Here is a 13,700-nt window from a genome sequence, read left to right as displayed (position 1 = left end):
AAACTTGATGCTGAAATTGAAAGAGGAATCGAATGCCAAGCCTGTTTAAGCGCCTGTCGGCCGGTCTCATCGTTCTGGCCCTTGCCTGTCCCGCTGCCGTTACGGCGCAGGCACAGGAAAGCCAGGGCAAGGCTCTGCCGCAAACCCGTCAGGACATGCAGCTGTCCTTCGCGCCCTTGGTCAAGCAGACCGCCGGCGCCGTCGTCAATGTTTATGCCGAGCGCGTCGTGCAGCGCTCCAACCTGTTTTCCGGCGATCCCTTCTTCGAGCAGTTTTTCGGCCAGCGCATGCCGAACCGTTCGGAAAAGCAGTCCTCGCTCGGTTCGGGCGTCATCGCCACGCCGGAAGGCCTCGTCATCACCAACAATCACGTCATTCAGGGCGCCGACGATATCAAGATCGCACTGGCCGATGGCCGTGAATTCCCCTGCGAGGTGGTCCTGAAGGACGAGACGGTCGATCTCGCAGTCCTGAAGATCAAGTCGAAGGAACATTTCCCCGTTCTGCCGATCGGCAATTCCGATGCGGTCGAGGTCGGTGATCTCGTGCTCGCCATCGGCAACCCGTTCGGCGTCGGCCAGACGGTGACGAGCGGCATCGTGTCGGCGCTTGCCCGCAACCAGGTCAGCTCGGGCGATTTCGGCTTCTTCATCCAGACCGACGCATCGATCAATCCCGGTAATTCCGGCGGTGCGTTGATGAACATGAAAGGCGAGTTGATCGGCGTCAACACGGCGATCTTTTCGCGCGGCGGTGGCTCGAACGGTGTCGGGTTTGCCATTCCGGCCAATCTGGTCAAGGTGTTCTTGGCTTCTGCGGAAGAGGGACGCTCCACCTTCGAGCGGCCCTATGTCGGCGCGACATTCGATGCCGTCACCTCCGATGTCGCCGAAGCGCTCGGTCTGAAGGCTGCGCGTGGTGCACTGGTCAGCCGCATCGCCGAAGGTGGCCCTGCAGACAAGGCGGGCCTCAAGACTGGTGAAATCGTCACGGCGGTCGACGGCGTTTCCGTCGAACATCCCGATGCGCTCGGTTATCGTCTGACGACGGCCGGTCTCGGCAAACGCGTCAAACTCACCGTGCGGACCGCCGATGGCCAGCGCGAAGTTGAGCTGGCTCTCAACCCGGCGCCCGAAAACACGCCGCGCGACGAACGCCTGCTTGAAGGTCGCAATCCCTTTGCCGGCCTGCGTGTCGCAAACCTTTCACCCAAGCTCGCCACCGAAATCCAGATGGCGCCTGACAAGACCGGCGTCGTGGTGACCGAGGTGACCCGCGGCTCGCCCGCCGCCCGCCTCGGCTTTGCACCCAAGGATATCCTGATTTCGGTCAACGGCGATCCCGTCAAGTCGACCAAGGTGATGGAGCAGATGCTCAACGAGGATCCGGGCTTCTGGCGGGTCGAGATCGAGCGGGACGGCCAGCGCATCCGGCAATTCTTCCGATGAGCGACGACCTTTTCGCGCCGAAAATTCCGGAGGAGGTGGCCAATCGCCGGCCACTTGCAGACCGGTTGCGGCCGAAAAGTCTCTCTGAAGTCACCGGTCAGCCGCATCTGACCGGTGAAGACGGCGTCTTGCGCCGGATGATTGCCTCGGGCTCTCTCGGCTCGATGATTTTCTGGGGGCCTCCGGGTACGGGAAAGACCACTGTTGCCCGGCTCCTCTCGGGCGAGGCGGGCCTTGCCTTCGAGCAGATCTCGGCAATCTTTTCCGGTGTCGCCGATCTCAAGAAGGTTTTCGAAACGGCGCGCATGCGGCGCATGCAGGGGCGTCAGACCCTGCTTTTCGTCGACGAGATCCATCGTTTCAACCGCGCTCAGCAGGACAGCTTTCTGCCCGTCATGGAAGACGGCACCGTCATCCTCGTTGGTGCCACGACGGAAAATCCGAGCTTTGAGCTCAACGCCGCTCTCCTGTCGCGTGCCCGCGTCCTGACCTTTCGCGCCCATGATGAAGAGAGCCTGCGGGAACTTCTAGAGCGCGCCGAAGCGGCCGAGGAAAAGCCGCTGCCGCTCAATGACGATGCCCGTGCGAGCCTCATCCGCATGGCCGATGGCGATGGCAGGGCGGTGCTGACGCTGGCGGAGGAAGTCTGGCGCGCAGCAAGGCCGGGCGAGATCTTCGATACGCCGGCCCTGACGGAAATCGTCCAGCGCCGCGCGCCGGTCTACGACAAGGCGCAGGATGGCCACTACAATCTGATCTCCGCCCTGCACAAGTCGGTGCGTGGCTCGGATCCGGATGCCGCCCTCTATTATCTCGCCCGCATGTTCGATGCCGGCGAGGATCCGCTTTATCTCGGCCGTCGGCTGGTCAGGATGGCGGTCGAAGATATCGGCCTCGCGGATCCGCAGGCGCTGGTCGTCTGCAATGCCGCCAAGGACGCCTATGACTATCTCGGCTCGCCGGAGGGGGAACTGGCGCTTGCCCAGGCTTGCGTCTATCTGGCGACGGCGCCGAAATCGAATGCCGTCTATACCGCCTTCAAGGCCGCCACCCGTGCCGCCAAGGAAAACGGTTCCCTCCTGCCGCCCAAACACATCCTGAATGCCCCGACCAAGCTGATGAGGACGGAAGGGTATAGCGACGGTTATCGCTACGATCACGACGAGCCGGACGCGTTTTCAGGCCAGGACTATTTTCCCGAAAAGATGGGCCGCCAGGTCTTTTACGATCCACCGGAGCGTGGTTTCGAGCGGGATATCCGCAAGCGACTGGAATGGTGGGCAAAGCTTCGCAAGGAACGGTCCGGCGATTGATCCATCTGCCGCTTGCCGCTGATGTCGAAGCCCCAGCTCGAGCTCAGACTCAGGAGGCCCGTTTCTGGGGCACGTGGTTGGGAGAATTGATCAGTTTGACCGAGGATTCGGCCAGCCCGTTATGACCTTCCATGTCGACGATCAGATGCCAGTGGCCATGGTCGGGAACGGTGAGACGGATCGGCGATTTCTTGGCGACGCCGCCGACATATTTGAAGTCCAGCTTTTCGGTAAACCGCTGAAAATTGGCAGCCGTCATCAGGCGGATGTTGTTCACCGCGCTCAATGTCACTTCTATCACCGTGCCAGCACGCTGAGATTGAAGATCGTAATGCTTGTAGCGGAAATTGGGTCCCGCCATATCTGCCTCATTGGTGTCAGCATTCCAGTCGATCAAGCCTAACCCGGTGTGGTTAAGGATTGGTGGAACTTAGTCGCAGTTCAAGTGTTATTCAATGGAACCGATCAACTGTCGCAGGCTGAGGTCTGTAGATGGCAAGATGAATAAACGGGCGATGTCGTCCCCTGCGTCGCCGCACAACAATAACAATCGACCTCCTATCTGATGCCCGCTGTTCCCCACAGCGGGCATTTCTTTGTTGCGGCGGGGCAGGGATGCATATTTGCTTCGCCGCATTTGAGGAGATCTTTTTAAATCAATGTTCTGCTGCCGAAAGCGGAATCAAGATGTTAGCGACATGAATCATTTTCTCAGGTTTTCGCGGTCGAGCTGGACCGTGAGCGCAAGCACGGTTTCGCAGATCGGCGTCGGGACACCGGTCAGCTTTCCGAGCGAGACGACCATGCCTGTCAGCGGCATGATTTCCAGCTGCTTGCCGGCCAAAAGATCCTGCAGCATGGATGTCCTGACCGGTCCAAAACCGCTGGCGCTGGCAAATTGTTCGTCGGCCGAGCGGGTAAAACGGCAGCCGAGAGCGGTGCCGACGGCCTGCACCTCGTTCATGATCCGCCGCACCATTTGCGCGAGTTCGGGATTGGCCATCATGTTGTTCATCAGGGCTCTGGTCAGAGCGCTGATCGGATTGAAGGCGGCATTGCCGCGCAGCTTGGCCCAGATCTCGTCGCGGATACGGGCCGTCGGCCGCGCCTCGAGATCGCTCCGGTCGAGAATGGCGGCAATTTCGGCGAGATCGTCCGACATTTCTCCGGAAGGTTCGCCGAGGTAGAAATGTCCCTTGCCGGTCAGGCGGATCTTGCCGGGCTCGATGACTTCCGCGCCCTGATAGGCAACGCAGCCGATCACCCGCTCCGGTCCGATCAGGTCCCAGATGCGGCCATCCGGATCGACCTCCGGAAGCTGGCGCCCGGCGAAACCGCTTTCCGTATCGCCATGGAAATACCACCACGGAATGCCGTTCAGGATCATCATCACGCGTGTGCCGGGCTTCAGCAGGGAGGCGATGCCATCTGCTGCGGCACTCAGCTGGTGACCTTTCAAGCCTGTGATGATCAGGTCCTGTTTCGGCAGTAAGGCGGGGTCGTCGGTGGCCGTGACCTTCGCTGCGACCGGTTCCAGGCCATCCCGGTCATAAACCACCGCAAGGCCGTTTTCACGGATCGCCGACAGGTGACTGCCGCGCGCAACGACCGAGACATTGGCCCCGTTCGATGCTGCCGCAATCTTGGCCGCAAAGGCACCGCCAAGCGCCCCCGCTCCGTAAACGCAGATATTGGTGATTGTCATGATACCTCGCCGGCGTTGTTGAAGCCGGCAGGCTACAGCATCGGCCGGAAAATCCTAATCGATTTTGAGGCTGACGCTGCAGTTTCAAAGAGTTAGTGCGTTTTTTGCACGTCCATCAGGACGCCACCTGCACTCGCTTCTCTTGCCGGCCACGAGAATGGTGCCGGCAGCATATCTCTGTAAGACGAAAGTTTTTTGGAAGAATTCAGTGCGTGCTGGGATGTGCCAGCAATTCGCTGCGGCGCAGCTCGTCTATCGCCGCAACGGCTTCCTCGACCGGCCATCCGGCCTTGACGGCGGCGGCGATCATCCTGACCTCGGCTTCCTGCTCCAAGGCAAGAAACAGGGGTTCCAGCGCCTCCTGAACAGTCAGGACATGTTCGTCAGGGGAGGTGAGGGGCTGGTGTGTTGCAGACATCGGCATTGTCACGATTCTCCTCTTCTCGTTTTTTGTCTGAATCTTTCCAATTTCCTAATGTAGAAAAAGTTCCATCAAATTCAAAAAAATCTTGGTGATTCGGCAAATACCGCGCGGGTCAGCCTTGCTGGGCAACGGACCTGCGGGCGCCGATGCGGGCCTTCAGCCACTTCTGCAAAGGCTGGTCGACCTTGACGGTCAAGAGCCACGAGAGAAGGACGATAAGACTGATCAGACCGATGCCGGCAAACGGCGCGATGCCGGGTTCCGTCATGCCCGGCCACAACACATGCGCCCAGTCGAGCAGCGGCGCATGCAGGACATAGACCGCATAGGATGCGGTGCCGAGAAAATTCGAGACGGCGGCCGTTACCGATCCCGGCACGATGCCGCTTGCGACATATAGAAGGGCCGGCCAGACGAGGAAGACGATGAAGAGATCGAAAGGCGCCTTCATGTCCTTGGGCGTCGGGAAGGTCAGCACGATGCAGAGGACGGCAATGCAGAGCAAGGCCTGGAACGGCCGGACCAGCGGCACCTTGCGGCGATAGCGATAGATCAGCATGCCGACCGAGAACGAGAAGAATACCCGTCCGAAGCCCGCATACATTTCATGCCAGCGAAAACCCGCATGCAGCCGCTCGAACTCGATCGCCGCGATCACCAGAACGACGGCGCAGAACGCGATGAAGACGAGCATCTCCCGCACCTTCGCCCGCGCACCTTTCAAGGCATAGGCGATATTGGCCACCAGTTCGTCGAACAATGACCAGGCCGGGTGCACCAGAAACAGCGCCGCATTGAAGGATATCGTGAAAGGGGCGGGCAGGAAGAGGAGACCGGTCAGCATCGACACGGCCAGCTCATGCGGGACGACGAATTGCCCGAAGAAGACCGGCCGTCCCGACAGATACATGAAGATGTAATAGGCCGATACCAGTGCCAGCGCGAAGCCGTAGAGCGGATAGAGCCGCATCAGCCGCGCCTTCATGAACTGCCCCGCCGACATGCGCCCTTCGCGAAGCGCGGCGCCATAGGCATGCGCCAGCACGAAGCCGCTCAGGCCGAAGAACAGATCCACGCCGAGATAGCTCGAGGGCAGGGCATCGCCGAGCAGGTCCTCGGCATGCCGCTGGATGATGAAGATGGCGGCGATGCCGCGCAGGCCGTCCAGAAGGACGAAACGTTCATGGGTCGGTCTCTCGGCCTGCGTCATCGATGCGCCATCCTCGCTTCGGGCGCCGCGGTCGCGGCCATTCCGGTCATCTGTCTAGTTGGGACAATTGCTGCGCCGCGTCCAGAGCCCTGCCGCCCGCTTCGACACCAGTCTCGGTAAAATGATGTTGCCTTTGGGCCCGATCGCCGCACTTCTCGGCTTCGTTACATAACTTGATCGAAGAGTCGGGCGCCCGGGTCGGTCCGGTTAAGGATGTGTTTATAAAATCATGAAAATGAGAAGGGACCTGCCGGCGGTCCGGGGGCGGCGCCCAGGAATTGCTTAAGCGGTCCTGTCGCCGGGTGAAAACGGCGACGACCGCTGCACAGATTTGTAACGAGTAACGCCTGCGTCCTGTTTGAAGCGCGGGCTCTGTACGGAGTAAACCATGACCAAGACTTTCGCGCCTTTCGCGCTGGCATTTGCCGCTGCGGTTTCCGCAACCCCGGTTCTCGCCGCCGATCTCACCAACTATTCCGAGCCGGCCCCGGCTTACAACGAGCCGTCTTCCGGCCCGGCCAACTGGACTGGCGCCTATGTCGGCGGCCACGGCGGCATGACCTCGCGCAAGATCAACCCGTTCGACGGCGGCAAGGGCCTGAACCTCGGCGTTCACGGCGGCTACAATGCTGATGTCGGCGGCGCTGTCGTCGGTGGCGAACTCGACTACTCCTACCTCGGCGATGCCGGTGTGAAGGCCCGTGGCGGCAAGCTCGACGAGCGCCACCGCATCGCTGCCAAGGTCAAGGCCGGCGTTCCGCTCGACCAGACCCTCGTTTACGGCACGACCGGTCTTGCCATGACCAAGTTCCGCGACCACGGCGATGTTTCCGGTCCGGACGGCTGGAAGCCGGGCTTCCTGATCGGCGCCGGCGTCGAGCAGAACCTGACCTCGAACATTTCTGCCCGCGTCGAATACAATTACGTCATGACCGGCGATGTCCGCAGCGAAACCGGCGGTGTCGAGAGCAAGAAGGACGTTCACGACCACACGATCAATCTCGGCGTGAACTACAAGTTCTGATCTGTTTCCGATCGATCTCCAGTCGATCCAGATTGCGGCGGGGTGCCTTGTGCCCCGCCGTTTTTATTTCCGGCGATTGTCACCATGCCCGGAATGGCTGCCGAACCGGACGATGCAGACGACGATGCTGACGCTGAGCGGCAGGGCCCAGACCAGATCCGGCACGGGCGGCTCGATCTCAGCGGCAACGAGGCCGATGGCGCCGGCCGGTGCAAGCCATGGAAGTTTCCTGAGCATCCCTATCCTCTGTCCTGAAACGTCAAGCCGTGCGTCTTTCCTCTGATCGGCATACCTGCCGGGAAGGGCGGCTCAGCCGCCATCCTTCTTCTTCGCCGCGCCCTTGCGGCCATCCCTGTCCTTGACGATGTGATCCGGAAACGGCTGCACGCACATCATGGCGACCAAGATGCAGGCCGTTCCAGCCAAGCCGACGATCTGAACTGCAATCCACATTTTCCCTTCCTCCAATCCGCTTGGTTTCCGGGATACGCTCAATCTGAGCGAGCGTCATTTTCGGATAGCTTGCGACTTCGTTAGGTCAGGCCTAATGATCTTTTCATGATCGAGCTCCGACATTACCGCTATATCGTCGCCGTCGAACGGGCAGGCGGCTTTTCCCGCGCCGCCCTTGCGCTCGGCATATCGACGCCGACGCTCTCGGTTCAGGTCAAATATGTCGAGGATCTGCTCGGCGCGCCGATCTTCGAACGCACCAGCCAGAAACTCAGCGTCACGACATCGGGCCGGGAATTCATCAAGGCGGCGCGCGACGTGTTGGCAGCCGCTGCCGCTGCCGAAGAGATCGGCCGTTATGCGGCCCGCGGCGAGGCCGGCAAGGTGTTTGTCGGTTATGTCGGCTCGGCCGCCTATGGCGGCACGCTGCAGCGCATCGTCTCCGCCTTCCGCCAGCGTTTTCCGCGGGCGGTCGTGATCGCCGCCGAATACCAGATCGAGGAATTGCCGGTCATGGTGGAGAGCCGCAGCATCGATTTTGCGCTGGTGAGGGCGCCGCTGGCGCCCGGTGCCGCCGAGCTGCGCAAGATCGGCCTCACCGACGACAGCCACGTCGTGGCACTCTCCTCCGACCATCCGCTCGCCGCGACGCCGGATCTGCCGATCGAGGCCGGCGAACTGGCCGACAGCCGTTTTGTCGTGCCGGAACAGTTCACCTATGGCACGAACGAACTGGCCCGCCGCGGCGGCTTCGTCGTCAATGTCCAGTCCGTCCAGCGCACATTGATCGGTGTCCTGACCCAGGTCTCGCTCGGCGGCTGTGCCGCGATCGTGCCCGGCGCCGTGTCGTCGAGCGTGCTGATGCCGGGCGTCGTGTTTCGTGAACTTGCCGGCGATCCGATCCTGTCCGGCATTGTCGGCCTCTATCGCCGCGACGAGGCCTCGCCGCTGGTGCGCAATTTCCTCGATGTCGTCGGCGCGCTGGAGCGGGCGGTCGGCGGCTGAGGCATTTTCATGCCGACCTTTTCCCGCGCGATCCAGCCGCGCCGAACACGCCTCACTTCATCGAGGCGTCGAGCTTTGCCTTCCAGTCGCCATTCGAAAGCTCCTTCGTCATGAAGGCATCGACGGCCTGCTTGAAGGCGGTGTCCTTGCGCAGCAGATAGGCATTTTCGAAATGCGTGAATGGCTCCTTGACCGCGACCGGGCAAAGCACGCCGGCATGCAGCTTTGACTGCAGATCGGCCTCGACGCCGTCCGTCACCATCACGTCGGCCTTGTTGGCGGCGATCTGATCAAAGATCGTCTTGTTGTCGGGAAAAACCTCGATCGTCGATTTTTCCAGCTTTTCATGGGCGAACTTGTCGTTCGTGCCGCCCGGATTGACGATGACGCGCACGGACGGCTGGTTGATCGCTTCGATCGTCGAAAATTTCTGGGCATCCTCGCAACGGGCGATCGGCCTTTTGCCATCGCTGACATTCGGCACGGAAAAATCACCGACCTCGGCGCGGGCCGGATTGACGGTAATGCCGCCGGCGACCATGTCGAATTTGCCGGCCTTGAAATCCTCGAGCATCGTCTTCCAGCTGGTCATGACGAATTCCGGCTTGACGCCGAGCTCGGCCGCCAGATCCCTGGTCATGGCGATATCGGCGCCGACAAGTTCGCCATCCGGCCCCTTGTAGCTGAAAGGCTTGTAATCGCCCGTCGTGCCGATCTTCAGCACGCCATCCTTCTTGATCGCCGCCAGCGCGCCGTCATCTGCCAAGGATTGCGCCGCATAAAGCCCGACCGCAAAGATCGCCAGCGCTGCCCAAAAGATCCGTCTCATCGCCAAAATCCCTTCGTCCTCAAATATCGTCCCGGGCAGGGTGAGCCGGGCATCGGTTGATGTCAACGCGAAGCGCTGCCGCAGGCAGGCGCAAGGCAGAGTTATCCCTTGGCGATCCCGGCCTTTTGATTGAACGGACGGGGCGCCGAAAGCTGCCTCGTGAATTCAAAAACAAATGACACCTCCCGGCGCCCCGTTCGGCGGTTTTTGCCCGCGACTTCGGTCCCTCTGCCGTGGTTCTTCCGGACGGTCTTTTCCGCCGGTCTTTCGAAAAGTGTCACGGACTGAAAAGCCCGGCAAAACTTGTCCGTCGAACCACCCTGTGTGCCGCACAGGCACGCCCGGCGCCCTGGTCGGGCATCAAGAAATGACGAGCCGGTCCGAACCCGTCAAAACTCCCCGTCTCGCCGGAGGGAGACCATTTTCCGCGAACCCGGGATGCGAGATCCTGCGTCTCTCCCTCACACCCCGCGCCGATCCCGCCTCGCCGGCACGCCTGCCGGTGTATCCGTGACGGAACGCAACCATTATAGGCACAGGTTTTGGGGAGGGGGAAAACGCGAGGTGAATTTTTTTTGGAGGGGAGTGGGGGATGCCGGCCATGTCTGTTTTCGGCCCGAAGCGGACATAACAGGACTGAGCTAGGCTCGTCTGAGATGGGGCGGGAACCGGAGTGGCCGATTTTGCGAAACAGCGTCGAAAATCAGACTATGCTCAAATTTTACATCTCAGAAGAATGGCTGAGCGAGCAGCTCTGATTCTTGGACCGGAATTTGAAGGTTGAAGCGCTCCAGAATCGAACCGAGCAGTGTTGAAAACCATGCTGGGGCAAGAGGGGAAGGTACAATTACCTCAATCAACTCGGAAAGGTTGATCGAGACGGATACGCCAGACCGATCCTCACTCAGTCTACGCGCGATAACAGCGCGAACCTCAGCCTCATGACTTAGGGACTTACGCTTCCAAAAGATGCGATCATGAAAACCGGCAAATGACGTCCTGAAGTCTACGTACTGGACTCGTCCTAGCTTGACTGGAGCGTTGGGATCCAGTGCGCTCATCAATCGGCCAGCTGTTGTCTTGATCACGACACCGCTTGAACCGGGCGGGCAATATAAACGCCACAGCGCCTCCGATTCCCCGGAGTTGGCATGCCAGCAACTAACGAAAGTCGAGCGACGATCACGAATAGCGCCATCTCGGATCGAGGCTAGGAGATGCTGAGCGTTTTGCTCCACGGCATCTTCCGACAGCAAAGCTGTAGTCACTCCCGGTGGAGGGTTTCGAACCACACGCCGGAAATAATCTAGGTAGAAAGCGTCCCATTCTTTTTCGCGCGACTCTAGGCCTGAAGCGCCTTCGAAAGGATCTTCGAACTTGTCCGCACGAGAAAAGAACAACGCGCTTCCATCCAATAGCTGGAGGAATTTCGCAAGGTCCATGTATCGCCATAGGGTAGTGCTCGGTTCAACACGCTTGTCGGCTTCCCACCACCAATAGACGTGAGTCGCTAGCTCATCGAGCTCCTGGACGCAGCATTCGCCGACATAACGAGCGCTGCCATCAGCCGCATAGCCTGCATACGCAGCCACCTCCCTTGGCAACTGTGCGCCGCACGATTGGCACCGGTCATAGCTATTTGACTGCAGAGCCCTCAATTCCGCATTGAAGCGACCGGTACTTTCCAAGCTAAAGCCTTTCGCTTTATTAATAACAGGATGCTACTTGCGCCTACAACGCGGCACGAAACTCTATTGCAGCTTTCGGACGAAGTACAACCGAGTTGCGGTGTCTTAATTGGGTCGGTAGCGCACCTTCATGGCGCTTCGAGGCATGTCCGCTATTGGCGCATCCGCGCCACAATAGCAGCCGGCCCGAAACGGTGTATGAGGCCGTCCTCTATCTCCCTTTCACCTGTACCAACGTCCCCGTCGAGCTGATCCTCAGGATAAAGGCATTGAAGCCCGCTGTTCGACCCCATAGACCCTCCTGACGCAAAGTCTGATGATGGCGACACCAGGTCCATCATCGAAGCAAGCGTGTTTCTATTTGATTGGATGCCGACAAAGGACCGCAGATGTCTATCACCGTACAGAAATCAATCCCCGCTGCGCGCATGCGTCAGTTCCACCAGATGGTGGATCGGTGGCTTCAGGAAGGTCCGATCAAACTCGCGACCAATGCCACGATCACCGCAATGGACAATGCCTTGATCCCGAAGGCCGAGCAGACGGCGATCATCGAAGACCGCGATATCATCATGAAACACAATATGCGCCTCGGTGTCATCAGCGAGCTATTTGCACCCGCCATCGAGAAGGCGGTGAAATTGTCTCGGTCGGGAAGCGAAGCGCAGGACGAGATCGCCCGGTTGATCGTGACCGCAGTCGGTATCCGTCAGGAGGATGACAGCGAACTGATCACATTCAATTTTGCCACCCAAAGCGAGGCAGATGCATTCGATGCAGCCATCTGACGGCGTCGCTGCGGCCGGGTTTTAATCTCGTGTGTGGCAGGCACCTGTCGATATTGGGGCGGGCCGACCGATCCCTTGAGGGCTTTACCCCTTCGACCAGAACCGCGTGAAATCGAAATCTTCCGAAATCGCGGCCGGCAGGGGTTCGGTGCGGGCGGCGGGGGCGGTGAGGTCGGTCAGGGTGCGGCCGGTGACAACAGGGGCGCTCATGCCGGCAGGCGTGCCGGGTTTGGAGATCGCCCAGGCGATCAGCGCGTCCTGCGCGTCGAACTCGTCCTCTTCCTCCTCGAATTCCGGCCCGGTGATCGGCAGCGACGCGATCGAGCCCGCCTTCGGCATGGCAAGGCGGATTGTCGAGACGGGATGCAGCCGGCCCGGCGCGAAGGCGGCCGGGATGGGAGAAGCGATGGAGGGCGCGAGCGCCGCCAGCGGATTTTCCGACACGGCCGGGGTCGCTGCGGTTGGCGACGGCATCGGCAAGGGAGCGGCGATCGCGGCGGGGTCGATCGATGCGGTTTCGATGTCGTCGATCTGCGCTTCCGGCCCGTCGGATTGTGGTCGGGTGCCGGGTCTTGGAATGGCGAGGCGGGCGAGATCGGCAAAGGCCGGTGTTTGTGGTGCCGCCGGCGCCTGTGGTGGTGTCAGGGTTGGTGTCATGATCGGCGCCAGGGTCGGCGTTGGTGCCGCGGCTGCGGCGAGGATCGCCTTTGCGGCTTCCGGCCTGTCCTTCGGGGTCGGCAGCATGGCGGTGATCACGCTGCGTCTCGTGACGGGCGCGGAGGGTGCATCATCGTCGTCATCTGCGGATGTGGCGGCAACCTCGATGGTTTTTGCGCCGACGCGGCGGCGGTAATCGGCAACGGCATCGTCATAACCGGGCAGCGGTCCGCCCGATGCCGGCAGATGCATGGTGCGGCCGCGCGGAAACAGGCGGGCAAGCTCCTGCCGGCTCATGCGCGGCCAGGCGCGGACATTGCCGACATCGACATGCACGAAGGGCGAGCCGGATGTCGGGTAATACCCGACGCCGCCGGACTGCATATGCATGGCCAGCGCCCGCAGGGTCGCAAGTTTGACGCCCGGAATGTAAAAATCCATCGCCTTGCCGAGCATATGCTGGCTTTTCTTGGCAACGCCCGTCGAGCGCGAGCGGCCGCGCAGCATCGCATTGGTGGCGGGTGACCGGTAGGCGGAGACGACATGGATATATTGGCTCGTGCCGGTGCGGTCATAGATTTCCCAGATCACGTCGAGCAGGCGCGGATCCATGCGGGCATTTTCATTGCGGCGCCAGTCGCGCAGGAAACGGTTGATCTTGGCAATGCCCTGCATGTCGAGCCGGCCATTGCGCTTGTAGGTGATCGTCGCCCTTTCGCCCGTATGGGTGAAATAGAGTTTCAGCGCCCGGTCTTCCGCCTCGGCGTAGACGGTGGAGCCGACCAGCGCCGCGAGCGACAGGGCGAGTGCGCCAAAAGCCTTGCCGATAAAGCCGCGGGCCGCCTTGATGGCGTCCAAAAAATCCTGCGACACGGAGACTGGCTGGGACTGAGACACGAAAAACCCGCTGACTTTAAAACTGTAACGACCGGATTGCGGCATTGCGCAATTCCGGCTGGTCAGCGGAAATTATGGTCAATGAAAAGCTAACAAGCGGTTGATGTGCGCCATATCCGGACATCGGAATGCGCCTGCTCGCGAAAGAGTGAAGCCGAAAGCATCGCCAAAACATGACTAACTATCTGAAATATTAAGCCGGCTGTTTTGAGGATTTTCCGCGGGTCTTTGCCGCAATTGCAGTCATATCGATGTATTG

Annotated in this window: 14 protein-coding genes; 5 read left to right on the top strand and 9 right to left on the bottom strand. The window is 60.5% G+C overall.

Annotation, left to right across the window (positions count from 1 at the left end; all coding sequences use genetic code 11):
- Positions 1 to 32 precede the first annotated feature (32 nt).
- Together FHW37_RS06365 and FHW37_RS06360 are read left to right on the top strand one after the other, a co-directional pair.
- A complete protein-coding gene (locus FHW37_RS06365; protein WP_145634123.1) occupies positions 33 to 1,448 on the top strand; it encodes a DegQ family serine endoprotease in 1,416 nt (471 codons plus the stop codon).
- Positions 1,445 to 2,761 (top strand): replication-associated recombination protein A, encoded by a 1,317-nt coding sequence (locus FHW37_RS06360; protein WP_145634121.1) that lies wholly within the window; start codon positions 1,445 to 1,447, stop codon positions 2,759 to 2,761. Before FHW37_RS06365 ends, FHW37_RS06360 begins: the two co-directional genes overlap by 4 nt.
- Before the next feature lie 49 nt (positions 2,762 to 2,810).
- Here the strand turns inward: FHW37_RS06360 and FHW37_RS06355 are convergent, their stop codons facing one another.
- From FHW37_RS06355 to FHW37_RS06340, 4 genes are all read right to left on the bottom strand, one after another.
- A complete protein-coding gene (locus tag FHW37_RS06355) occupies positions 2,811 to 3,122 on the bottom strand; it encodes a DUF1883 domain-containing protein (RefSeq protein WP_145634119.1) in 312 nt (103 codons plus the stop codon).
- A 342-nt stretch (positions 3,123 to 3,464) separates the two neighbouring features.
- On the bottom strand, positions 3,465 to 4,466 hold the full coding sequence (locus FHW37_RS06350; protein ID WP_145634117.1) for a ketopantoate reductase family protein: 1,002 nt from the start codon (positions 4,464 to 4,466) through the stop codon (positions 3,465 to 3,467).
- A 205-nt stretch (positions 4,467 to 4,671) separates the two neighbouring features.
- A complete protein-coding gene (locus FHW37_RS06345; protein ID WP_145634114.1) occupies positions 4,672 to 4,890 on the bottom strand; it encodes a hypothetical protein in 219 nt (72 codons plus the stop codon).
- Positions 4,891 to 5,002: 112 nt separating this feature from the next.
- Positions 5,003 to 6,100 (bottom strand): acyltransferase family protein, encoded by a 1,098-nt coding sequence (locus FHW37_RS06340; protein WP_145634112.1) that lies wholly within the window; start codon positions 6,098 to 6,100, stop codon positions 5,003 to 5,005.
- 388 nt (positions 6,101 to 6,488) lie between these two features.
- Between FHW37_RS06340 and FHW37_RS06335 the strand changes: the two genes are divergently transcribed.
- The gene (locus FHW37_RS06335; protein ID WP_145634110.1) at positions 6,489 to 7,124 is read left to right on the top strand and encodes an outer membrane protein; all 636 of its coding nucleotides are present in this window, start codon (positions 6,489 to 6,491) and stop codon (positions 7,122 to 7,124) included.
- Positions 7,125 to 7,187: 63 nt separating this feature from the next.
- On the opposite strand, the gene FHW37_RS33475 is transcribed toward FHW37_RS06335, so the two are convergent.
- Together FHW37_RS33475 and FHW37_RS33470 are read right to left on the bottom strand one after the other, a co-directional pair.
- Positions 7,188 to 7,361 carry a hypothetical protein gene (locus FHW37_RS33475; RefSeq protein ID WP_186458174.1) on the bottom strand — a complete coding sequence of 58 codons (174 nt, stop codon included), beginning with the start codon at positions 7,359 to 7,361 and terminating at the stop codon, positions 7,188 to 7,190.
- A 72-nt stretch (positions 7,362 to 7,433) separates the two neighbouring features.
- A complete protein-coding gene (locus FHW37_RS33470; RefSeq protein WP_186458173.1) occupies positions 7,434 to 7,577 on the bottom strand; it encodes a hypothetical protein in 144 nt (47 codons plus the stop codon).
- Between the two features lie 105 nt (positions 7,578 to 7,682).
- Between FHW37_RS33470 and FHW37_RS06330 the strand changes: the two genes are divergently transcribed.
- Entirely contained in the window at positions 7,683 to 8,582 is a 900-nt protein-coding gene (locus FHW37_RS06330) for a LysR family transcriptional regulator (RefSeq protein ID WP_145634108.1), read from the top strand.
- A 52-nt stretch (positions 8,583 to 8,634) separates the two neighbouring features.
- On the opposite strand, the gene FHW37_RS06325 is transcribed toward FHW37_RS06330, so the two are convergent.
- Positions 8,635 to 9,411 (bottom strand): transporter substrate-binding domain-containing protein, encoded by a 777-nt coding sequence (locus FHW37_RS06325; RefSeq protein WP_145634106.1) that lies wholly within the window; start codon positions 9,409 to 9,411, stop codon positions 8,635 to 8,637.
- A 728-nt stretch (positions 9,412 to 10,139) separates the two neighbouring features.
- A complete protein-coding gene (locus FHW37_RS06320; protein ID WP_145634103.1) occupies positions 10,140 to 11,099 on the bottom strand; it encodes a hypothetical protein in 960 nt (319 codons plus the stop codon).
- 365 nt (positions 11,100 to 11,464) lie between these two features.
- Here FHW37_RS06320 and FHW37_RS06315 point away from each other — a divergent pair, with 365 nt between their 5' ends.
- On the top strand, positions 11,465 to 11,887 hold the full coding sequence (locus FHW37_RS06315) for a hypothetical protein (protein ID WP_145634101.1): 423 nt from the start codon (positions 11,465 to 11,467) through the stop codon (positions 11,885 to 11,887).
- Between the two features lie 84 nt (positions 11,888 to 11,971).
- On the opposite strand, the gene FHW37_RS06310 is transcribed toward FHW37_RS06315, so the two are convergent.
- Complete coding sequence (locus tag FHW37_RS06310; protein WP_145634099.1) at positions 11,972 to 13,486, bottom strand: DUF882 domain-containing protein; 1,515 nt, start codon at positions 13,484 to 13,486, stop codon at positions 11,972 to 11,974.
- Positions 13,487 to 13,700: the final 214 nt, after the last annotated feature.

The sequence above is a fragment of the Neorhizobium alkalisoli genome (assembly GCF_007829835.1).
Taxonomy (GTDB): Bacteria; Pseudomonadota; Alphaproteobacteria; order Rhizobiales; family Rhizobiaceae; genus Neorhizobium.
The sequence above is the reverse complement of the archived record's forward strand: the minus strand, read 5'-3'. Positions and strand labels throughout refer to the sequence as shown.

Coding starts and splice junctions, on each gene's coding strand:
- FHW37_RS06365 (WP_145634123.1), top strand. CDS start 33: ATGCCAAGCCTGTTTAAGCGCCTGTCGGCCGGTCTCATCGTTCTGGCC.
- FHW37_RS06360 (WP_145634121.1), top strand. CDS start 1,445: ATGAGCGACGACCTTTTCGCGCCGAAAATTCCGGAGGAGGTGGCCAAT.
- FHW37_RS06355 (WP_145634119.1), bottom strand. CDS start 3,122: ATGGCGGGACCCAATTTCCGCTACAAGCATTACGATCTTCAATCTCAG.
- FHW37_RS06350 (WP_145634117.1), bottom strand. CDS start 4,466: ATGACAATCACCAATATCTGCGTTTACGGAGCGGGGGCGCTTGGCGGT.
- FHW37_RS06345 (WP_145634114.1), bottom strand. CDS start 4,890: ATGCCGATGTCTGCAACACACCAGCCCCTCACCTCCCCTGACGAACAT.
- FHW37_RS06340 (WP_145634112.1), bottom strand. CDS start 6,100: ATGACGCAGGCCGAGAGACCGACCCATGAACGTTTCGTCCTTCTGGAC.
- FHW37_RS06335 (WP_145634110.1), top strand. CDS start 6,489: ATGACCAAGACTTTCGCGCCTTTCGCGCTGGCATTTGCCGCTGCGGTT.
- FHW37_RS33475 (WP_186458174.1), bottom strand. CDS start 7,361: ATGCTCAGGAAACTTCCATGGCTTGCACCGGCCGGCGCCATCGGCCTC.
- FHW37_RS33470 (WP_186458173.1), bottom strand. CDS start 7,577: ATGTGGATTGCAGTTCAGATCGTCGGCTTGGCTGGAACGGCCTGCATC.
- FHW37_RS06330 (WP_145634108.1), top strand. CDS start 7,683: ATGATCGAGCTCCGACATTACCGCTATATCGTCGCCGTCGAACGGGCA.
- FHW37_RS06325 (WP_145634106.1), bottom strand. CDS start 9,411: ATGAGACGGATCTTTTGGGCAGCGCTGGCGATCTTTGCGGTCGGGCTT.
- FHW37_RS06310 (WP_145634099.1), bottom strand. CDS start 13,486: ATGCCGCAATCCGGTCGTTACAGTTTTAAAGTCAGCGGGTTTTTCGTG.